The sequence below is a fragment of the Bradyrhizobium sp. S3.3.6 genome (genome assembly GCF_040546905.1).
GTDB classification, from domain to species: domain Bacteria; phylum Pseudomonadota; class Alphaproteobacteria; order Rhizobiales; family Xanthobacteraceae; genus Bradyrhizobium; species Bradyrhizobium cytisi.
This window is the reverse complement of the sequence record NZ_JBEPOT010000004.1, coordinates 511,784-531,798: the sequence shown is the minus strand read 5'-3', so window position 1 is coordinate 531,798 and position 20,015 is coordinate 511,784. Positions and strand designations below refer to the sequence as shown.

General features: G+C 64.1%; 17 protein-coding genes and 1 pseudogene. 7 read left to right on the top strand and 11 right to left on the bottom strand.

The window, feature by feature from the left end:
• The first annotated feature begins 32 nt into the window (after positions 1–32).
• Both ABID59_RS15255 and ABID59_RS15250 read left to right on the top strand, forming a co-directional pair.
• The gene (locus tag ABID59_RS15255; protein ID WP_354083897.1) at positions 33–1,319 is read left to right on the top strand and encodes a serine hydrolase domain-containing protein; all 1,287 of its coding nucleotides are present in this window, start codon (positions 33–35) and stop codon (positions 1,317–1,319) included.
• Position 1,320: 1 nt separating this feature from the next.
• The gene (locus tag ABID59_RS15250) at positions 1,321–2,583 is read left to right on the top strand and encodes a serine hydrolase domain-containing protein (RefSeq protein WP_354083896.1); all 1,263 of its coding nucleotides are present in this window, start codon (positions 1,321–1,323) and stop codon (positions 2,581–2,583) included.
• A gap of 4 nt (positions 2,584–2,587) precedes the next feature.
• Here ABID59_RS15250 and ABID59_RS15245 read toward each other — a convergent pair whose 3' ends face one another.
• The 7 genes and pseudogenes from ABID59_RS15245 to murI form a co-directional block, all read right to left on the bottom strand.
• On the bottom strand, positions 2,588–3,655 hold the full coding sequence (locus tag ABID59_RS15245) for a threonine aldolase family protein (protein ID WP_354084055.1): 1,068 nt from the start codon (positions 3,653–3,655) through the stop codon (positions 2,588–2,590).
• Positions 3,656–3,688: 33 nt separating this feature from the next.
• Positions 3,689–3,904, bottom strand: coding sequence for a hypothetical protein (locus ABID59_RS15240; protein WP_354083895.1), 216 nt, complete (start codon positions 3,902–3,904; stop codon positions 3,689–3,691).
• Between the two features lie 69 nt (positions 3,905–3,973).
• On the bottom strand, positions 3,974–4,591 hold the full coding sequence (gene rpsD / locus ABID59_RS15235) for a 30S ribosomal protein S4 (protein WP_148751477.1): 618 nt from the start codon (positions 4,589–4,591) through the stop codon (positions 3,974–3,976).
• Positions 4,592–4,789: 198 nt separating this feature from the next.
• A complete protein-coding gene (locus tag ABID59_RS15230; RefSeq protein ID WP_354083894.1) occupies positions 4,790–5,557 on the bottom strand; it encodes an acyltransferase in 768 nt (255 codons plus the stop codon).
• Between the two features lie 116 nt (positions 5,558–5,673).
• Positions 5,674–5,769: pseudogene (locus ABID59_RS15225) on the bottom strand (cupin domain-containing protein); the annotation flags it as partial.
• A gap of 38 nt (positions 5,770–5,807) precedes the next feature.
• A complete protein-coding gene (locus tag ABID59_RS15220) occupies positions 5,808–6,581 on the bottom strand; it encodes an HpcH/HpaI aldolase family protein (protein WP_354033276.1) in 774 nt (257 codons plus the stop codon).
• Positions 6,582–6,640: 59 nt separating this feature from the next.
• Positions 6,641–7,438, bottom strand: coding sequence for a glutamate racemase (murI, locus tag ABID59_RS15215; protein WP_354083893.1), 798 nt, complete (start codon positions 7,436–7,438; stop codon positions 6,641–6,643).
• A 171-nt stretch (positions 7,439–7,609) separates the two neighbouring features.
• Here murI and ABID59_RS15210 point away from each other — a divergent pair, with 171 nt between their 5' ends.
• A complete protein-coding gene (locus ABID59_RS15210) occupies positions 7,610–8,161 on the top strand; it encodes a cytochrome b (protein ID WP_354083892.1) in 552 nt (183 codons plus the stop codon).
• Between the two features lie 168 nt (positions 8,162–8,329).
• Positions 8,330–8,971 carry a glutathione S-transferase family protein gene (locus ABID59_RS15205; RefSeq protein ID WP_354083891.1) on the top strand — a complete coding sequence of 214 codons (642 nt, stop codon included), beginning with the start codon at positions 8,330–8,332 and terminating at the stop codon, positions 8,969–8,971.
• 7 nt (positions 8,972–8,978) lie between these two features.
• On the opposite strand, the gene ABID59_RS15200 is transcribed toward ABID59_RS15205, so the two are convergent.
• Together ABID59_RS15200 and ABID59_RS15195 are read right to left on the bottom strand one after the other, a co-directional pair.
• Positions 8,979–9,785, bottom strand: coding sequence for a Crp/Fnr family transcriptional regulator (locus ABID59_RS15200; protein WP_187434868.1), 807 nt, complete (start codon positions 9,783–9,785; stop codon positions 8,979–8,981).
• A 269-nt stretch (positions 9,786–10,054) separates the two neighbouring features.
• Positions 10,055–11,149: a SecDF P1 head subdomain-containing protein gene (locus tag ABID59_RS15195; RefSeq protein WP_354033280.1), complete on the bottom strand. Its 1,095-nt coding sequence runs from the start codon at positions 11,147–11,149 to the stop codon at positions 10,055–10,057.
• Positions 11,150–11,396: 247 nt separating this feature from the next.
• On the opposite strand from ABID59_RS15195, the gene ABID59_RS15190 reads away from it, so the two are divergent.
• Positions 11,397–13,304: an acyl-CoA synthetase gene (locus ABID59_RS15190; RefSeq protein ID WP_354083890.1), complete on the top strand. Its 1,908-nt coding sequence runs from the start codon at positions 11,397–11,399 to the stop codon at positions 13,302–13,304.
• Between the two features lie 54 nt (positions 13,305–13,358).
• Here the strand turns inward: ABID59_RS15190 and ABID59_RS15185 are convergent, their stop codons facing one another.
• Entirely contained in the window at positions 13,359–14,702 is a 1,344-nt protein-coding gene (locus ABID59_RS15185; protein WP_354083889.1) for an ABC transporter substrate-binding protein, read from the bottom strand.
• A 172-nt stretch (positions 14,703–14,874) separates the two neighbouring features.
• On the opposite strand from ABID59_RS15185, the gene ABID59_RS15180 reads away from it, so the two are divergent.
• On the top strand, positions 14,875–16,782 hold the full coding sequence (locus tag ABID59_RS15180; RefSeq protein WP_354083888.1) for an ATP-binding protein: 1,908 nt from the start codon (positions 14,875–14,877) through the stop codon (positions 16,780–16,782).
• A gap of 148 nt (positions 16,783–16,930) precedes the next feature.
• Positions 16,931–18,256, top strand: a complete 1,326-nt coding sequence (locus ABID59_RS15175; protein ID WP_354083887.1) for an LVIVD repeat-containing protein — start codon at positions 16,931–16,933, stop codon at positions 18,254–18,256.
• 109 nt (positions 18,257–18,365) lie between these two features.
• Here ABID59_RS15175 and ABID59_RS15170 read toward each other — a convergent pair whose 3' ends face one another.
• Complete coding sequence (locus ABID59_RS15170) at positions 18,366–19,538, bottom strand: M20 aminoacylase family protein (protein ID WP_354083886.1); 1,173 nt, start codon at positions 19,536–19,538, stop codon at positions 18,366–18,368.
• Positions 19,539–20,015: the final 477 nt, after the last annotated feature.

Genomic DNA, 20,015 nt, shown 5'->3' with positions numbered 1-20,015 from the left:
CACTCCGCCCGGCCATGTTCCGGGGAGGGGATATGATTTTACGTTTTGGACTACGCGCGTTCGTTTGCGGCGCGCTCGTCTCGTTTGGCACGATGTCGCTCGCGCGCGCGGAGGGCACTTACGAGATTCCAGCCGGCGCGCATTTCAATCAGGACAAGCTCGCCAAGGTCACCGAGTTCTTCAAGAACGAGGTCGCGACCGGCAAGATTGCGGGTGCAACCGTGCTGATCAAGCAGCACGGCAAGCCGGTCTACCACGAAGCCTTCGGCGTGCAGGACGTGGTCAGCAAGGCGCCGATCACCGACAAGACGATCTTCCGACTGTTCTCGATGAGCAAGGCCATCACCGCGGTTGCCGCGATGAAAATGCTCGAGGACGGCAAGATCAAGCTCGGCGATCCGGTCTCGAAATACATCCCGTCCTTCGCGAATGTGAAGGTCGGCGTCGAGAAGAAGGCCGAGGACGGCACCAAGTCGCTCGAGCTGGTGCCGCCGAACCGGCCGATGACGGTGAAGGATCTGATGACGCACACCTCAGGCGTCACCTACGGCTTTTATGGCGACAGCCTGGTCCGCAAGGCCTATCGAGACGCCAATATCTATGCCGGCGATTTCGACCTCGCCGAGTTCGCCGAGCGCATCGCAAAGCTGCCGCTGCATAACCAGCCGGGCGCGCTCTGGCAATACGGCCATTCCACCGACATTCTTGCGCGCGTGATGGAAGTCGCGGCGGGCAAGCCGCTGCTCGATATCGAGCGGGAGACGCTGCTCGGTCCGCTCGGCATGGTCGACACCGGCTTCCTCGTCACGGACCCCGAGAAGCAGAAGCTGCTGGCGCAGCCGGTGCTGAATGACAGCGATTTCCGGGTCGGCCGGATCAACGATCCGACGGTCGTCAAGAAGATCCAGTTCGCCAGCGGCGGCATGGTGACGACCATGGCGGACTATGAGCGCTTTGCGCAGATGCTGCTCAACGGCGGCAGCCTCGACGGCAAGACCATCCTCAAGCCCGAGACGTTCAAGCAGATGGTGAGCGATCAGGTCGGCCCGAATTCCGGCGTCGGTCGTGACTATTTCTACTTTCCCGGCGACGGTTTCGGCTTCGGACTCGGTCTTGCCGTCCGCACCGATCCCGGCAACGCAAAACCGCCGCCGCCCGGCGATCTCGGGGAATTGAAGTGGGACGGCGCCTCCGGCTGCTATTTCGTGATCGACCCCAAGCAGGACATGTTTTTTGTGCTGCTGGAACAGACCCCGACCGAGCGCCAGCGCATCCAACGGACATTGAAGCAACTCGTCTATGAATCCATGGAGAACTGACATGCACGGGCGCCGCGGGCTGATGGCGGCGCTCGTCGTTTTATTCGGCCTTGTCAGTGCGCAAGCGGGCTCCGAAGGCCGCGCGCACAAGCTCACGCCCGAGGGCCTCTCAAAAGTCTCTGACTACATCAGGAACGAGATCGCGACCGGCAAGTTTCCGGGCGCGATCCTGCTGCTCCAGCAGCACGGCAAGCCGGTCTATTACGAGAATTTCGGCGTCCGCGACGTCGCAACCGAGATCTCGATGAGCGCGGACACGATCTTCCGGCTCTATTCGATGTCGAAGCCGATCACCTCTGTCCTTGCGATGATGCTGGTCGAGGAGGGCAGGCTCGCGATCAACGATCCCGTCTCGAAATACATTCCGGCCTTTGCCGGCATGAAGGTCGGCGTCGAGAAGAAGGCCGAGGACGACAAGATCTCGCTGGAGCTGGAGCCGCTCAATCGTCCGGTGACGATCGAGGATTTGATGCGCCACACCGCCGGGATTCCATACGGCTATTATGGCGGGGGCCTGGTGAACAAGCTGTATGCCGATGCCGGTCTGTTCGCCAACAAGGATTCGACCAATGCCGAACTCGTCGCGAAGATCACCACACTGCCGCTCGCCGAACAGCCCGGCACGATCTGGGATTACGGCCACTCCACCGACGTGCTCGGCCGCATCATCGAGGTGATATCCGGGAAATCGCTGTTTCAGTTCGCAAGGGAGCGGCTGCTTGATCCTCTCGGAATGAAGGACACCGCGTTCTATGTCGCCGATCCCGCCAAGTGGCCGCGTATCGCCGAGCCGATGCCGGAGGATCGCGCGATCAGTCCGATGACGCAGGTCCGCGATATCAGGAAACCACTGAAATGGGAATCGGGCGGCGGCGGCCTCGTCGGCACCGTCGGCGACTATGCGCGCTTCTCGCAGATGCTGCTCAATGGCGGCAGCTATGAAGGCCGGCGCTATCTCAAGCCTGATACCATCGCCTTGATGGCGTCGGATCACGTCGGTCCCGAAACCCGCGTCGAACGCGACAGGAACTATTACCCGGGGGAGAGCTCCGGCTATGGTCTCGGCGTCGCCGTGCGCACCTCGGTGCCGCCGGGCACCGCGTGGCCGCTCGGCGAATATCGCTGGGATGGCGTCGGCGGCACCTTCTTCTTCATCGATCCCGAAGACGACCTGTTCGGGATTTTCATGGTGCAGACCCCGTCGCAGCGCGGCCGGATTCAGCTGGCGCTGAAGACGCTGATCTATCAGGCGATGGGGCGGTAGATTTTTACGCCTCGCGCACGATCTCTCTGACGTATCCGATCGTTTCCTCGATCTGGCTCGCATCGACGTCGAGATGGGTGCAGGCGCGGATGCGGCCGTCCATCATCGCGAGCGTCACGCCGCGCTGGCGCAGTGCGGCGACCATCTTGTCGCCGGGCACGCCGGCGCCATCGGGCTTGAAGAACACGAGATTGGTTTCTGGCTCCTGAACCTCGACGCCCGATATCTGCGACAGGCCGCGGGCCAGAGCTCGTGCATTGGCGTGATCGTCGGCGAGGCGCTCGACGTGATGGTCGAGTGCGTAGATGCAGGCCGCAGCGCAGACGCCGGCCTGCCGCATCGAGCCGCCGAGGCGCTGCTTCCACTGCCACACCGCGTCGATGAAGGCGCGGGAGCCAGCGAGCACGCCACCGATCGGCGCGCCCAGGCCCTTGGAGAAATCGATCCAGGCCGAATCCCAACCCGCGGTCATGTCACGCGGCGAGATACCGCTCGCCGCTGTCGCGTTGAGCAGGCGCGCACCGTCCATGTGGGTGACGAGGCCGTGTTGCTTGGCGATCGCGACGATCTCGTCGAGCGCGGCCTTCTTCCAGATCGTGCCGCCACCGATATTGGCGGTCTGCTCGACGCTGACGACCGTCTGGGTTGGCTGGTAGCGCGTGCGCGGATGCAGGGCCTTGCGGAACGTCTCCGGCGTGAACTGGCCGTCGGCGCCCTTGAGCTGCGTCACCTGGAAGCCGCCGATCGCGGCATGCGCGCCGCCTTCGCGGGCGATGATGTGCGCGGTCTCGTGCGCAAGGATCTCGTCGCCGGGACGGCAATGCACCAGCGTCGCGGTGACGTTGCACATCGTGCCCGAGGGCATGTAGACGGCCGCCTCCTTGCCCATCAGCTCGGCCACGCGCTCGCACAGGGCATTCACGGTCGGGTCGTCGCCGACCTGCTCGTCGCCGACTTCCGCCCGCGCCATCGCCTCGCGCATCGCAGATGTCGGCTTGGTCTGCGTGTCCGAGAGCAGATTGATACGTACCGGCGGCGCCTTGGGATCGATGGGGGGAGGGGTGTAGAGCATAGCGAGTCTCATTCTCTAATCGAACAACGATAGTCAGCCATGACCGCGCTGGGCAACGCGTTGCCGCGCGGTGGCGAGGATGTCGTCTGGAGTTTCTGAAGTGAAGTTGTTGCAGTTGGGCTGTGCGAACAGCTTTTGATATCGGCGGACCTGCTCGTCACGTGACAACGTGGCCCATACCTCGCGCTCCGCTTCGGTCGGAATTGCCGACGGTCCAATGTTGGCGAGTTGGTCAATGATCTGAGACATTCAGATTGCCCATACCACAACAAAAAGGCCCCGGAAACCGGGGCCTTTGAGCGATGAATTGTTGGTCTATCAGCGCGAATAGAATTCGACGACCAGATGGGGCTCCATCTGCACCGGGAACGGCACGTCGGAAAGGTGGGGGATGCGCACGTACTTTGCGGTCATCTTGCCGTGGTCGACTTCGAGATAGTCGGGGGTGTCGCGCTCAGGGAGCTGGCTCGCTTCGAGAACGTGGGCGAGCTGCTTGGAGGCTTCCTTGACCTCGATCACGTCGCCGACCTTGACCTGGTAGCTCGAGATGTTGACCTTGCGGCCGTTCACTCTGATGTGGCCGTGGTTGATGAACTGGCGCGCGGCGAAGATCGTCGAGACGAACTTGGCGCGGTAGACCACCGCGTCGAGACGACGCTCGAGCAGGCCGATCAGGTTCTCACCGGTGTCGCCCTTGAGGCGGCTCGCCTCGACATAGACGCCGTGGAACTGACGCTCGCTGATGTTGGCGTAGTAGCCCTTCAGCTTCTGCTTGGCGCGCAGCTGCACGCCGAAATCGGAGAGCTTGCCCTTGCGGCGCTGGCCGTGCTGGCCAGGGCCGTATTCCCTGCGGTTGACGGGGCTCTTTGGGCGGCCCCAGATATTCTGGCCCATACGGCGATCGAGTTTGTACTTCGCCTCACTGCGCTTAGTCATCGCGTCCTCTTCAGGTACATGGTTTGAGGAAACGCGCCCTCCTGGGTGACGGGCTAGCCCGGCACTGACAGGTCCGATCCCCAAAGCTTAAGGGAGAGGACCACGGGTCGCGAAACGCTTCGCGGGCCGAAATCGGCCCGCGAGCAGGGGGCTTTTAGGAGAGTTTGGGCCGCTTTGTCAATGCGAATGGCCCTGGAATCAGGTTCCGACAGCCCGGATTGGTTTGGAGCCGGCCGCCCGCAATTCGGCAGCGATTTCAGTGTTCAGCACCTGTTCCAGCCGGGTCAGGACCCGGGCAATCGGGGCGGCGTCGGTGACCCGGTGATCCCAGCGGATCACGACATCGATGGTCTGGTCGGGCTCGACGAGGCCATAGCTTACGATGAACGGGCCAGGCGTCACAGGATGGAGCTCGCCGCCGCCATAGGCGGCCACCGAGCTCACCGCGAAACTGCCGAACCAATTGCCCCGCTGCCGGCCGAAATTTAAGCCCACCGCCCAGGACAGCCGCCGCAGCGGCAGCGGCAGGCGGGTCGCCCGCATGATCTTGCGGAACATCGGGACGTCGTCGATCGGCGCGGTCTTGGCGCGCCGGATCTCGGCGTCGACTGCGGCCAGCGCCATGGCCTCCGGGGCCGCGATCCGCTGCGGCATCACGCATTCCTCGCCGTTCTCGACCCGGGCGACGGCCACCAGCGCCACGCTCTTCGGCAGCTCGTAGAGCGATGGCCAGGGCCATTTGGCATAGACGGTGCGCAGCACCGGCTCGTCCTTGGCGACCAGGGCGAAGGCCTTGACGAACATCGCGGCCCAGCCGACCGGCGCCACCGCGCTCGCGCGGGCCTCCAGCAGGGGTCGAATATTGAGCGAGCGGGACAATGAGACGAACGGCACGCCCATCGAGGCGCGCATGAGGTCGATAATCAGGCGGCGCGGCAGTGAAATGTTCTTGGGTTGACCGCGCATCGTTCTCCGGTTCCCGCGGACTGACAGGGGATTGACTTGGGGGCGGCGAGGGGGCGCCCGTTCGCCGCTTGCTCTAGCACGAACTAACCCGCTTTGGGCAGATCGGTTCGGCCCGATCAAGGCGCTGGCGAGGCCAGCGGCCTGGTCTTGTCGACGACGTAAACTCCAAGCACTTTCAATGATTTGTCGCCTTTGGCTGGAGTGTCATACACACGACACCTGGCCATCGATAGCGCGACCTTCGGCCTGTTCAGCGCTTGATCCCGTCGAACGCCGCCATGATGCCGCGCTGGAACAGCGACCAGTCGAAGCCGAGCGCGATCGCGCGGTAGCCGCGGTCGACCAGGGCGTTGGCCTGGTCTGCGGTGCGCGCCACGCCGCCGATTGGCACGCCGCTTCTGAGGATGCCGGCTTCCGCGCGGGCGACCAGCTCGAGCAGCTCGGGATCGTCCATCTGTCCGCGCTTGTTGATGGAGGTCGCGAGATCGCCGGGGCCGATGACGGCGACGTCGATGCCCGGCGTCGCCATGATCTCGTCGATGCGGTTGACGGCGTCGACATGCTCGATGGTGATCATGCAGAGCATTTCGTCGTCGGCTGACGCCATGTAGTCCGGCATCGTCTGGCCCCAGCGGAACGGCGCGTGGAACGGACCCCAGAGCCGGTCGCCGCGCGGCGGGTAGCGCACGCTGCGCACCGCCTTCTCCGCCTCGCTGCGGTTCGTGATCATCGGGAAATTGATGCCGAAGGCGCCGATGTCCATCGGCGCTTTCGCAAGCCACGGCTCGTTCGCCGCGATCCGCACCAGCGGCGTGCACGGCGTGCCCGTCGTCGCGGCAATCATCGCATGCGCTTCGGTCAATCCAATCGGGCCGTGCTCGAGATCGACGATGATCCAGTCGAGCGAGCGCGCCATGATCTGCACCGTCTGCACGCTCGGGATCGTTGCGATCGCGCCGAAGGCGGGGCGGCCTTCGCTCCACAATTGGCGGAGGCGATTGAGCGGCGTGGCGGGGACCGGCATGTGATGACCTTGCGCGATGACAACGGCGAAGCCTAGCAGCGCGCCGTGTCCGCGAAAAGTCAGACCAGAGCGCGGCCGCCGAAGAATGGCGTCAGGGTCGCCCCGAGCCCATGGGCGCGGTTCGACGTAAAGATCATCGCGGCGCCGGATTGCACGATGTCCCCACCTTGCGGGCCGAGCAGATCCGAGACGCGGCGGGCGATGGCAGGTGCAGGATCGATCCATTCGACCGGCCAGGGCGCCAGCCGCTCCAGCCGGTCGAGCAGCAGCGGATAATGCGTGCAGGCGAGGACAATTGTGTCGGTGCGTGCACCCGCGTCTGCCGCGTCGCCGACGAAGCAGGGGGTGAGCTCGGCGAGGATATCGCCGTCGCTGATCGCCTGCCCCCTGAGCTCGCGCTCGGCAAGCGAGGCCAACTCGGGCGAGCCGACCAGCGTCACCTCGCAGCCTAGCGCGAAATCGCGGATCAGCGCCTTGGTGTATTCGCGCTTCACGGTGCCCTTGGTGCCGAGCACCGAGACGCGGCGGGTCTTCGACCGGGCGCAGGCCGGCTTGATCGCCGGCACCGTGCCGACGAACGGTACGGAATAAGCGGCCCGCAGATGCGATAGGACCAGGGTGGAGGCGGTGTTGCAGGCGATGACGACGAGGTCAGGATCATGGGTGCCGATCAGCTCCCCCATCAGCGGCACCACGCGCGCGATGATCTCTTCCTCGCTGTGATGGCCATAGGGGAAGAAGGCGTCGTCGGCGACATAGACGTAATGCGCCTCGGGGCGCACGGCCACGACCTCGCGCAGCACGGTGAGGCCGCCAAGGCCGGAATCGAATACCAGGATCGTCGGAGAATTGGTCACGTCACCACCCTAGCCCGTCATGGTTACCATTGGGTTTTTTGGGCGGTTTTGCGGCGGGGGGCGGCCGGCGCCCGGTTTGGAACGATTCAATTTCACCTTTGCCGCACGTTCCCGCTATTTGCAGCCGTGCTGCGCTGCGGTTGGGACATCCGCAAATTTTCGGGAATCGACATGATCAGAAACACGAGGACCGGCTGGGGGAGCGTTGCCCGGTGGCTTCACTGGGGCTTGGCGCTGGCGATCCTCGGCATGATCGGCTTCGGCTGGTGGATGAACCACATTCCGGCGCGCGCCGATAAGTTCTTCTATCGCTCGATCCATGCCGACATCGGCTATGTGATCCTGCTGCTCACGGTGCTGCGGATCGTCTGGCGCGCCCTCAACCCGACGCCGGCGCTGCCGGCCGAGACCTGGCGCTGGCAGAAGATCGCGGCCCGTGTCAGCCATGGCGCACTCTATCTCGTCGTCATCCTGGTCGCGATGCTGGGCTGGGCACACTCGGGCGCGCGCACGCCCAATTATTCGGACTTCTTCGGCCTGTTCAACGTGCCGCAATTCACCTCTCCGGACAAAGCGGCGGCGGACGCCTATGAGGACCGCCACATCTTTTTTGCCTATGCGTTGCTGGCCCTGATCGCGATCCACGTGATCGCAGCCCTCTGGCACCACTTTGTCCGCCGCGACCGCGTCGTGGCGCGCATGGTGACCGACGAGGCGGGGTAGGGGACGGTCTCTCCATATCGTCATTGCGAGCGCAGCGAAGCAATCCAGAATCTTTTCCGCGGTGGCAGTCTGGATTGCTTCGCTGCGCTCGCAATGACGGAGTATGATGCAACGTCACGACAAACACTCGCGGCGCAATCGCTGGAGTCATCTGCACAGGAAATGCCCATGCTCACCGTTCACCATCTCGGCAAATCGCAGTCCGAACGCATCGTCTGGCTCTGCGAGGAGCTCGAGATCCCCTATGAGCTGAAGCGCTATGCGCGCGATTCCGTCACCATGCTGGCGCCGCCCGACTACAAGGCGCTGCATCCGATCGGGGCGGCGCCCGTCATCGTCGACGGTGATCTCGTGCTCGCCGAATCCGGCGCCATCGTCGACTACATCATGGTCAAATACGGCAAGGGCCGCCTCGTGCTTGGCCCGGACGCGCCCGACTTCGCGCAATTCCTGTACTGGTTTCACTTCGCCAATGGCACGCTGCAAGCCGGCATGGGCCGCCTGATGCTGCTGAACCGGCTCAAGCTCGCAGAGGACAATCCGATGCTGGTCGCGACCAAAGCGCGGGTCGATCGCGCATTCGACCTGGTCGATACGCGCGTGTGCGATGCGGAATATCTGGCGGGCAGCAGCTTCACCACGGCCGACATCATGATGGGTTTCTCGCTCACCACGATGCGCTATTTCCAGCCCTACGATCTCGCGCGCTGCCCGAACCTGGTCAAATATCTCGGCCGCATCGGCGCGCGTCCGGCGTACCGGCGCGCGATGGAGAAGGGCGATCCCGGCATGGCGCTGCTGCTGAGCTGAGCGGTGATCAGGCGATCCTGTTCGTGGTCGCCGCCTGTGCTGCGGCCAGCTGCTTCTGCAGGCGATCGATGTTTTGCAGCAGGCGCTGGCTGGTCAGCACCAGGAAGTAGTAGCCGAATTGCGGATCCTGAAAGTAGATCTCGAGCAGGCGGTCATAGGTGATCGTCAGCACCTGGCCGTCTTCGGTGCATTCGATCGTTCCGGTGCGCCGGTTGTCCGGCGTGAGGAAGCCGAGCTCACCCATCAGCGCGCCGGGCCCGATCTCGACGTTGATCTCCTTGACCAGGAACTTGCCGGTGACCGTGAGGAGCATCTCCTTGGCCGGATCGCCCAGCTTGAAGAGCGTGTCGCCGTGGCGATATTTGCGCTCGGTCATGAACGGCTTGAGCCACTCGATCGACATGTCGCCTTCGGCCGCATGGCGCGCCTTCTTGACCAGCTTGAGCATCTGCCGCAGGCGCAAGGCGTTGATCGGAAGCAGCAGCAGATACAGCAGGAACGTCGAGACATTGGCCGAGAGCGCGCCGAAGATGGCGAAGAAGGCGCAGCCGACCATGTTGGCGACGCGGAGCGGCACCATCGTCCGCATCAGCAGGGTGGCGACGAAGAAGCCGGCGCCGACTGCGGCGAACATGTTGGCCAGCGTGATGTTGTGGACGAAGATCTCGAGCAGCCGGTTGAAGATTGCGTCGTAGGTGACGTTGTTGGGATCGAGGCCCATCTGGACCAGGATCTTCGCGATCCTCAGATTGTCCGTGGCCGCGTCGAGAATGCGGTCGAGGATCGAGGAAATGTCTGCACTGCCGGACGGCATGGTACTATCCCTGCGTAAGGCTTTCTGTCCTGCTTGGTATTCGTATAGCCGAAATCGAATGACGACGGATTGAATGAAGCCTTCGGCCGTCATGCTGCAAGAGGCAAATTTTAGCCTGAACGGGCATTTCGGCAATTGCCCGTTGGTTGCGCGTATGACCTCGGTGCGGCCCGTGATTCGGGGCCACCGGGGCGCGGGCTTGGGCGTCGCGAACGCACTTTGGACGGACCTGGGCGCCCTGGCGGCGGGGGCGCGGGGCTATCTCCGCCTCAGGGCTTGGCGGTCGGCTGGATGACCTGCTGCTCGACGAGCGTGAGGTGCCCGGGCAGCGCGCCGGCGCGGAGCAGCATGGCGACGCTGTTGGCCTCCTCGAGGGTGAAATTACCGGAGATCTGGACCGAGCCGCCGGTGATGGGCTCGCGGATCACGGGGGCGGAGATCACCTTGTCGTCGAGCACGATGGCGAAGGATCTGCCGACGTCCTCTTCCGTTACGTGGGCGAGGCGCCGCGTGCCGCGTCCGTTGAAGCGGAACGAGGCGACCGGGTCCTTGGTGCCGGCTGCAAAGCCGGGCGCCGCATAGTTGATGTCCTCGCCGTCGAGCACACTGTCCTTGGCGACCAGATAGGGCTGCTTGTCCTTGAAGCCGAGCAGGACTTCCGAGCCTTCGGGCGGCGTGCCGGATTGCGCCTGCTCCGGTGACATCGAGGCATCGATCAGGCGGAAGCTGACCTTGACCTTCCGGGCGAAGATCGCGGTGACGTGCTCGGGTTCGGTCACGCCAGGCAGAAAGATGCGGATGCGGTCGGCCCCGTCAGGGGCGACACTGGCAAGCTTGACGCCGGAATCCTTGAGGCGCTGCTCGATCATGGCGATGGACTCTTCGACGAGTTCATTCAGCCGTGCAACGGATACGGCATCGGTCGGCGCGAGCCTGACCGCTCCGTTGCCGCCATCGGTCACGGCGAGCGCATGCGAGGGCAGTCCGTCCGCGGCTGCGGCGAGCTTGCGCGCGAGCTGATCGCGGCCTTTGGCGTCCGCGATCTTGACGTCGACGCCGCCGTCGCGGATCGCAAGATTGGAGAAGGCGATATGGCCGTCGTGCAGGTTCTTGTAGACGTCGTCGCGCAGATCCGTGACGACGCTCTCGCGCAGGGCGAAGCTGTCCACCCTGTAGATGATGCGCGACCCGCCCTGCTTTTCCATCTTGTCGCCGACGAAGGCCACGATCCTGGCGCGCATCTTGTCGAACTGGTCATCGGCGAGCGCGGCGCGAGGCAGGGCGATCGCCGCTGCGATGATCGCCGACGTCATGGCGAGTGCGACGATCGGCCGTGCGGCGCGGCCCCGCGGTGGCGTGGTCATGATCACCTCAAGTCTTGCGGCAGGACGCTGGCAGGCGAATCCGACCCATGTTCTTGGTCCCCGGATCGGGCACGGAGGTTCAAACGCCGCGCACCCCAGTGCTACGGCCGTAGCCGTTAGGTCATGGACGAACGCCAAATCATCCATCATTCTGTCTGCGCTCGGCCGGCCAATCGGTCGAGGCCTTGCCAAACCAAATGTCAAAAGACAGGGGCGAGGACATGCATCTGAGGGAGGACGGAATTCCATGGCGGGCATCCACGCGCTCGATCGGCTCATCGGCAACGACTATCCGGAGCTTTTGACGGACGAGGAGGTCCGGGCCTTCGAGCAGGTCCCTTACGTGGACCGTGTCGCGGCCGAGAGCACCTATGATGCGATCAAGCTCGGGGCTGCGCGCAACCCCGACGGGGCGGCGATCCAGTTTCTGCAAAATGCCGATCCGGCCGATACGCCGCTCGTGGTCACCTTCCGCGATTTCATCGCGCGCGCGACGCAAGCCGCCAACATGTTTCACGCGCTCGGCGCGGAAAAGGGCGACGTCATCAGTTTCATGTTGCCGCTGCTGCCCGATGCCTTCGTGACGCTGTTCGGTGCGGAGGCTGCCGGCATCGCCAATCCCGTCAACCCGCTGCTCGAGCCGCACCAGATCGCGGAGATTCTGGAAGCGGCCAACACGAAAATCCTGGTGGCACTCGGGCCGATGCCGGGCACCGACATCTGGCAGAAGGTCGAGCAGATCCGCCCGCAGCTCAAGCACCTCAAGGCGATCGTGCAGGTGGCCGGCGGCGGCGATCCCACCAACGGAATTTTTGCGTTCAACGACCTGATCAAGCAGCAGCCGTCCGACCGGCTTGTCAGCGGGCGCAAGATCGCGGGCCGCGACATCGCGGCGTATTTCCACACCGGCGGCACCACCGGCACACCGAAGCTGGTGCGGCACACCCATGCCAATCAGGTCTATCAAGCCTGGGCGCTCAATCTGCTGCTGAAGCCGAAGCCGGGCTCCAACCTTCTGTTCGGCATGCCGCTGTTCCATGTCGGCGGATCGTTGACGCAAGTCTTGTTGACGCTGTCGAGCGGCGGCTCGCTGGTCGTGCTGTCGCCGAGCGGCTGGCGCAATCCGAACGCGGTGAAGAACATCTGGGGCCTGGTTGAGCGCTTCAAGCCGGAAGCGCTGTCGAGCGTGCCGACGGTGCTCGCCGCTACGCTCGCGGTGCCGCCCGGCAATGCCGACATCTCCAGCCTGAAATATGCAGCCGGCGGCGGCTCGGCGATCCCGGTTGCCGTCGGCTCGGCGATCCAGGAAAAGCTCAAGCTGCCGGTGGTCGAGGTCTACGGCATGACCGAGACCTCGAGCGTGCATACGCTCGCCTATCCGTCACGGCCGATCCGGCTCGGCTCGGTCGGCCTGCCCATGCCTTATTCGCGGGTGCGCATCGTGCAGCTCGACGCCGATGGCCGCCTGATCCGCGACTGCAAGCCGGACGAGATCGGCGTCGTCATCATGGCCGGGCCCGGCGTGTTCGGCGGCTATCTCAACGACGCCCACAACAAGGGCGCCTTTGTCGATGAGGTCTGGGTCAATTCCGGCGATCTCGGCCGGCTCGATGCCGATGGCTATCTCTGGATCACCGGCCGCGCCAAGGACCTCGTGATCCGCGGCGGTCACAACATCGATCCGGCGCCGATCGAGGAGATCATGTTCCGCCATCCCGCGGTCGGCTTCGCCGCGGTGGTCGGCCAACCCGACGCATATGCCGGCGAGCTGCCTGTGGGCTATGTGCAGTTGAAGCCCGGCGCGTCCGTCGAGCCCGGCGAGCTCGAGTCGTGGGTGCGCGAGCGCACGCCGGAGCGCGCCGCCGTTCCGGTGCAGGTCATCCCGATCGACCCGATGCCGGTGACCGGCGTCGGCAAGGTGTTCAAGCCGCAACTGCGCTGGGATGCGGCGCAGCGCGTGTTCACCAAGGTGCTGGCGCCGCTGATCGCGCGCGGCATCGACTGCAAGGTGAAGGTCGGCGCCCATGGCAGCCACGGCTCGATCGCAACCGTCACGCTTGCGGGGCTTCCGGCGGACCAGCGCGAAATCGTTGCCGGCGAGGTGCACACACTGCTTGCACCGTTCGTGATGCGGCACGAGGTGGTGTTCGGCTAAGTGCGGCCGTGCATGGCACGGCCCCAACACTTCCGATTGGACAATGCCTCGCCACTAGCCGCGGATCGCCGCGTTGGCCCTTTCGGCCGCGCCCGTCATCGCATCCTTCGCCGGTTTTGCCCCGTTGACCACTTCATTCACGCCGATCATGAAGGCGTCCAGGATCGGTCGCGATTGCGCATGGAAAAGGATCGCCTTGGCACGGTCGACATCGGCATTCTGCAGATTGGTCAACGCCGCCTCGGCGGCTTGCGAGCCGAACGCCTTCTTGAAGCCATCGCTCGACCAGGCCGACACGCGCGTCGTCGCCAGTCCCGCTGCAGCAGTCCGCAGCGAGGTCGCCTTGCTCGTCGCCCAGAGCAGGAACAGGAAAGCCGCGCGCTTGTTTCGGGATTTGGAATTGATGCACGCCTGCCAGTGCGACATGAAGGGAACGGGTTCGCGACCGGCGAGATGCGGAAAGCTTGCAAAGCCGGCCTGCTTAGCGACACGGCTTTTCGCAGGATTGGAGATGTCGGTCGCGAAGTTGCTGCTGTCGATGGCCATGGCCGTCCGTCCCTGGAGGAAGTCATCCAGCACGTTGTACCACTCATAGCTGCCAACGCCGGCGGGCCCGGCCTGACTGAGCAGCTGACCGTACATCTCGACGGCCGCGATCGCCTCCGGGCTCGCGAAGGCGACCCTGTTGTGCTCGACCATGGCCCCACCGTAGGAGAACACGAAGCCCATGGCCGGCGGGGAGGAATTGCCGCCGGCCTGGGCCCGCATGGCGATCCCCGAGATCCCGTTGGCCTTGACCGCCTTGGCGGTGGTAAGCAGCTCTTCGAAAGTCTGGGGAACAGGCAGATCCTTCGCTGCCATCGCATCTCGGTTGATGAACAGGGTCATCGCCTCTGAGGTAATCGGAACGGCGTACCGTTCGCCGTCCGACCACAGCGGGAAGGCTCGGGCCGTCTTGAGCAGGTCGCTCTCGTCATACCAGGCGGGATCGGTCAGCGACTTCTGGGAATAATAGCCGTTCAGCGGCTCCAGCCATCCATTCGAGATGCCCTGGCCATAGGTCGTGAACATGAAGACGTCAGGCGTGCTGCTGCCGCGGGCGAGCCTGATCGGCAGCGCGCCGAGATACGTGGTTTCCAGTTGGAAATCGATGGTGACATTGATGCCGGTGAGTATGGTGAACTCCGGCAACAGCGGCGTGATCGCATTCGACCACGGATGGATCGCGCCCGAAAGCGCGACCGTCTGTCCCGCAAATTGCTTCCAGTCGATCGCGGCGCCGGCATCGGCCGGGGGGGCATCCTCCGCCAGGCCCCGCCCTGGCAACAGCCCGACTGCCGGTAAGACGGCTCCCGCCGCGCCCAATCCCTTGACGAAGCTCCGACGGCTGGTTGGCACCCCACCGCTCCCTGAGTTTCCGGCCGGCACCATGTTGGCGCTCCTAATTGCGGGCAGTCAATTACAACAAGGGAGACGTCACCCGTGACATTGTGCTCCGCCAACTGGCGGATTTCGGCGCCAGTGGAGTGTCCAGCGAATGGCTGGTTCCCCTCACCTGCGCGGAGCGCCCATGCTATCGTTCCAGCAACGCTCCGGTCCGACGCGCGTCGAAGATCCACGGCCAATGTCAGTCCTTGCTCCGGGCTATTATCTGCGGTGGTTTGCTCGTCCGCTGATCCTTGCGGTCGCAGTGCTTTTGACCCTGTTTGTCGCGACCGGCTTCCTTGGCCTGCAATATTGGCAGGAGCGGCAAGCAGCTCATCACTTCACCGAGCATAGCCGCCAGGTACTCGAAACGCTCGATCGGCTGCGGGCGATCGTCGCGGAGCTCGAGACCGAAAGGCGCGGGTATCTCATGACCCTCGACCCCGCCTATCTCAAGGCCTACGGCGTCTCTGACGAAAGTGTACGACGGGAAGCTCAGGCGCTGCAGACGCTGGTCGCGGACGATCCGTTGCAGGGCCTTCGGGCCGGACATCTGGCACTGACAGTTGCAGCCACGCTGCGCGAGATCGACGAGCTGCTGAAGACGGCCGGCACGTCCGGGCAGGCCGCGTTGGCAATGATCCGCAGCATGGACGAGATCCGCTCGCAAATCGACCAGATGGTGGATCACGAGCGCTTTCGGCTCGCCAACCGGGAGGCGCGTGCCGAAGCATTCGAGCGACGCTGGACCTGGCTGATCGCCGGCGCCGTTGTCCTCGTCGTCGCGCTGGCCGGAGCGGCGCTGGCGCTCGCGCGGCTCGAAGCGAAGCGGCGGAGAAAGGCGACCGAGGAGAACATCCAGCTCCAGAGTGATCTTGCAGCACGAGATATCAAGATCAGGCGCCTGTTCGATGCCAACATCATCGGCATCATCATCTGGGAAGTCCAGGGGCGCATTCTCGAGGCGAATGATGCGTTCCTGCGCATCGTGGGATACGACCGGGAGGATCTCGCCTCAGGACGCTTGCATCGGACCGATCTCACACCGCCGGAATGGCGCGACCGCGACTTGCAGACCGTGGCGGAATTGAAGCGGGTCGGGACGGCCCACCCATTCGAGAAGGAGTATGTGCGGAAGGACGGAAGCCGTGTGCCGGTGCTGATCGGCGGGACCATGTTTGGAGAAGGTACGGATAATGGCGTCGGTTTTGTCCTCGATCTGACGGCTCTCAAGCGGGCTGAAGCCGAAGGCCGCGAACACGAGCGGCGCTACCGTGAAGCCTTGATGGAGCTCGCGCACGCCAATCGCGTCACTACGATGGGGCAACTCACCGCTTCGATTGCCCACGAAGTCAACCAGCCGATCGCCGCGATCGTGGCGAACGCCGAGGCCGGGTTGAACTGGTTGGAGGCTCAACCGCCAAATCTGGAGCGGGTGCGACAGACGCTCGACTGGATCACCAATGACGGCATGCGAGCCGGCGACATCATCGGTCGGATCCGGGCGCTCATCAGGAATGCTCCCCCGCAAAAGGAGAATCTGGAGATCAACCAGGCGGTGCTTGAGGTCATCGCGCTGACACGCAGTGAAGCGTTCAAGAACGGCGTCTCGGTGCGAACGCAATTTGACGAGGGCTTGCCACCCATTCAGGCAGATCGGGTTCAACTTCAGCAAGTGGTGCTCAACCTGATCGTCAACGCGATCGAGGCGATGGCCGCGGTCGGCGAGGGAGGACGCGAGTTGCTGATCAGCACCGGCAGAGATGGATCGGACGGCGTGCACGTCACCTTGCGGGATTCCGGTCCGGGGCTGGATCCGCAGAACATGGAGCGCCTGTTCGACGCCTTCTACACCACCAAGCCCACAGGTATGGGGATGGGCCTGGCCATCTGCCGCTCGATCATCGAGGCGCATGGCGGGCGGATGTGGGCCGGCCCAAACGAGCCTCGGGGCGCCGTCTTCCAGTTCACCCTGCCTCTTGCGTCAGACCAGACCGCATCTCGCGCGATGAGCGCGGGTGAGCCGATGGGCCTACGCTCGGTGGTCCGATGATGGGCTCCGCGGTGCGCGTGTTCAAGGTGCACACGCTGCTCGCGCCGTTAGTGATGCGGCACGAGGTCGTGCAGGCGTAGGAGCGCGCAAGGCTTGCATGCCTCGCCACGAGCGCGCATCATCCCCAAAAAAACACTGGGGGAAACCGATGTGCCAAGTCTCTCGCCGCCGCCACCTTCAACAATTGTCGGGCGTGTTCGGAGCCGCTGCGCTCTCCGGGTGGTCGAGCCAGGCGCGGGCTGCAGAGCCGGATATTCCCCCTGAAGGCATCGGTAAGGGCATCCAGCACATCTCCTACAGCGACATCGGCGGACGGCCCGACAGCGTCCAGGTGATGTTAAACCGGCAGCACATCTATGTCGGGCACATGTTCAGCGACGGCGTGACGATTTTGGACGCCTCCGATCCGCGTGCGCTGAAGCCGGTCAATTTCTTCACGGCGGGACAATACACCCGCACCCACCATCTCCAGGTGGCCGAAGACATGCTGCTGCTTGCAAACGGCGCCAATATCGTCGCGATGCAGTCCTACGACAATATGCGCGGCTATTTCGAGAACACGCTGGTCGACAGCATCACCAAGGCGAAGAAATTCCGCTCGGGCCTCTCCATTCACGACATCTCCAAACCCGGCAAGATGCGCGAGATCGCATTCCTCGAAATACCCGGCTTTGGCATCAACCGTCTCTGGTGGCCGGGCGGCCGCTATGCCTATGTGTCGGCGCATTTCGATGGATTCACCGACCACATCCTCTGCGTGGTCGACCTCAAGACCATCACCAAGCCGGAGATCGTCGCAAAATGGTGGCTGCCGGGCATGAACCGCGCGGCCGGCGAGCCGGCGACGCCGAAGGGCAAGCGCTTCGCGCTCCATCACATGATCACGGCGGGTGATCGCGGCTATGCCGCCTGGCGCGATGGTGGCTTCACCATCCACGACATCAGCGATCCCACAAATCCAAAACTGCTGTCCCACATCAACTGGTCGCCGCCCTTTGCCGGCGGCACGCACACGCCGCTGCCGCTGCCGAAGCGTCAGCTTGCGATCGTCGCGGATGAAGCGAACGCGGATCAATGCGCCAAGGGCCTGTTCCATACATTCGTGCTCGACGTCCGCGCGCCGGAAAACCCGGTGCCGATCGCAACCCTGCCGACGCCGCGCGACCGCGATTTCTGCACGAACGGTACCTTCGGCCCGCATAATCTGCACGAGAACCGTCCGGGCTCATTCCAGAGCGAGGAGACGATTTTCGCGACCTATAACAATGCCGGCGTGAGAGTGTTCGATGTCAGGGATGCCTTTGCGCCGAAGGAGATCGCGTACTGGGTGCCGCCGACGCCGAACAAGCTCGTCGACCCTCGCCCGAACGTCGCGCTCGCGGCGAAGACCTGTGACGCCTATGTCCGGCCCGACGGCATGATGTTCGTCAGCGACTGGAACGCCGGCATGCACGTGCTGCAATATCAGGGGTGAGAAGCAGGTAGTCGTAAGGTGGGCAAAGGCGCGAAGCGCCGTGCCCACCATTCGCAGCGGAGCACAGTGGTGGGCACGCTTACGCTTTGCCCACCCGACGAGACCGACGCTACCCCACCGGCATCGCGGTTTCGATCAGGCGCACCCAGAACGATGCGCCGTGGCCGAGGATGTTGTCGTTGAAGACGTAGGCCGGGTGGTGGCACGCCGGGCTGTCACCCATGCCGACCAGCACCATTGCGCCGGGCCGCTCTTCGAGCATGAACGAGAAATCCTCCGCGCCCATCATCGGAATGATTTTGTCGTTGACGCGGTCGGCACCGACGATGCCGCGGGCGACGTCGGCGGCGACGCCGGCTTCGCGCGCATGATTGAAGGTCACCGGATACATCCGCGTGTATTTCGTTTCCGCCGAGCCGCCATAGGCGCGGGCGACGCTTTCGGCGACTTCGCCGATCCGGCGCTCGACGAGATCACGTACGTCGGGGTCGAGCGTGCGCACGGTGCCGCTGAGCTCGGCGGTCTCGGGGATGATGTTGAAGGCGGTGCCGGCGTGGAATTGCGTGACCGAGATCACCGCCGATTTCAGCGGATCGACGTTGCGCGCGACGATCGATTGCAGCGCGTTGACGATCTGCGAGCCGATCAAGACGCTGTCGATCGCCTGGTGCGGGGTGGCGCCGGCATGGCCGCCCTTGCCGTGCACGGTGATGCGGATGTTGTCGGAAGAGGCGAGCAGCGGACCGGGCGTGGTCGCGAAATGCCCCTCGGCGAGGCCCGGCATGTTGTGCATGCCGTAGACCTGGTCGATGTTCCAGCGCGTCATCAGCCCGTCCTCGACCATGGCCTTGCCGCCGCCGCCACCTTCCTCGGCGGGCTGAAAGATCACGACCGCCGTGCCGTCGAAATTGCGCGTCTCGGCGAGGTACTTTGCGGCGCCCAGCAGCATCGCGGTGTGGCCGTCATGGCCGCAGGCGTGCATCTTGCCCGGGATCTTCGAGGCGTAGGGCACATCGGCGGTTTCCACGATCGGCAGCGCGTCCATGTCGGCGCGCAGGCCGATAGCCTTCCCGGAGCCGGACTTGCGGCCGCGGATCACGCCGACCACGCCGGTGCGGCCGATCCCCGTGACCACCTCGTCGCAGCCGAACTCGCGAAGCTTGTCGGCGACGATGCCGGCGGTGCGGTGGACTTCGTAGAGCAGCTCCGGATTCTCGTGGAAGTCATGGCGCCAGGCGGCCATTTCGTCGGAGAGGGCGGCGATGCGGTTGACGATGGGCATGGGGAGGATCCGTTTCTTCTTCGTAGGGCGGGTGAGCGCAGGGTAACCCGCCGAGGAGGTGGGCGGCGGCTTTAGGGGGTGGCGCTGGTCAAAATGCTTTTTACGCCGTGATTTGGCAGAGGGGGAGGGCCAAACAAAGGGTACGGCAAGGTGGCGGGGGATGATGGGTGTTTTCGGCTCCCGATGCGGCAGGCGGCGGGCGGCGGCCCGGGCTGGGTCGGCTGGCAGGGCGACCCGCAAATATTAACTGTCAATCACGGATCATTGACTGACAGATATTGAAATCTGTCATAGAGACGTGTATATCCGTTCTCGGACGCTCCGATTGGGCGTCTGGCGGCATCCCGGAAGCCCAGAGTCCCAACAAATGAGGATCGAGGGTCGAAATTGAATAATGGGGACCGCCAATGATTGGAGACTTGCGACAATGACGACCGAAATCATCAATCTCACCGGGACGATTGGGCATTGGCTCAA

Bases quoted from the DNA above. Each gene is read 5' to 3' on its own strand.
- ABID59_RS15205 (WP_354083891.1), top strand. From the start codon at position 8,330: ATGCTCACCGTTCACCATCTCGGCAAATCGCAGTCCGAACGCATCGTC.
- ABID59_RS15250 (WP_354083896.1), top strand. From the start codon at position 1,321: ATGCACGGGCGCCGCGGGCTGATGGCGGCGCTCGTCGTTTTATTCGGC.
- ABID59_RS15170 (WP_354083886.1), bottom strand. From the start codon at position 19,538: ATGCCCATCGTCAACCGCATCGCCGCCCTCTCCGACGAAATGGCCGCC.
- rpsD (WP_148751477.1), bottom strand. From the start codon at position 4,591: ATGACTAAGCGCAGTGAGGCGAAGTACAAACTCGATCGCCGTATGGGC.
- ABID59_RS15175 (WP_354083887.1), top strand. From the start codon at position 16,931: ATGTGCCAAGTCTCTCGCCGCCGCCACCTTCAACAATTGTCGGGCGTG.
- ABID59_RS15200 (WP_187434868.1), bottom strand. From the start codon at position 9,785: ATGCCGTCCGGCAGTGCAGACATTTCCTCGATCCTCGACCGCATTCTC.
- ABID59_RS15190 (WP_354083890.1), top strand. From the start codon at position 11,397: ATGGCGGGCATCCACGCGCTCGATCGGCTCATCGGCAACGACTATCCG.
- ABID59_RS15210 (WP_354083892.1), top strand. From the start codon at position 7,610: ATGATCAGAAACACGAGGACCGGCTGGGGGAGCGTTGCCCGGTGGCTT.
- ABID59_RS15195 (WP_354033280.1), bottom strand. From the start codon at position 11,149: ATGACCACGCCACCGCGGGGCCGCGCCGCACGGCCGATCGTCGCACTC.
- ABID59_RS15245 (WP_354084055.1), bottom strand. From the start codon at position 3,655: ATGCTCTACACCCCTCCCCCCATCGATCCCAAGGCGCCGCCGGTACGT.
- ABID59_RS15230 (WP_354083894.1), bottom strand. From the start codon at position 5,557: ATGCGCGGTCAACCCAAGAACATTTCACTGCCGCGCCGCCTGATTATC.
- ABID59_RS15255 (WP_354083897.1), top strand. From the start codon at position 33: ATGATTTTACGTTTTGGACTACGCGCGTTCGTTTGCGGCGCGCTCGTC.
- ABID59_RS15240 (WP_354083895.1), bottom strand. From the start codon at position 3,904: ATGTCTCAGATCATTGACCAACTCGCCAACATTGGACCGTCGGCAATT.
- ABID59_RS15220 (WP_354033276.1), bottom strand. From the start codon at position 6,581: ATGCCGGTCCCCGCCACGCCGCTCAATCGCCTCCGCCAATTGTGGAGC.
- ABID59_RS15180 (WP_354083888.1), top strand. From the start codon at position 14,875: ATGCTATCGTTCCAGCAACGCTCCGGTCCGACGCGCGTCGAAGATCCA.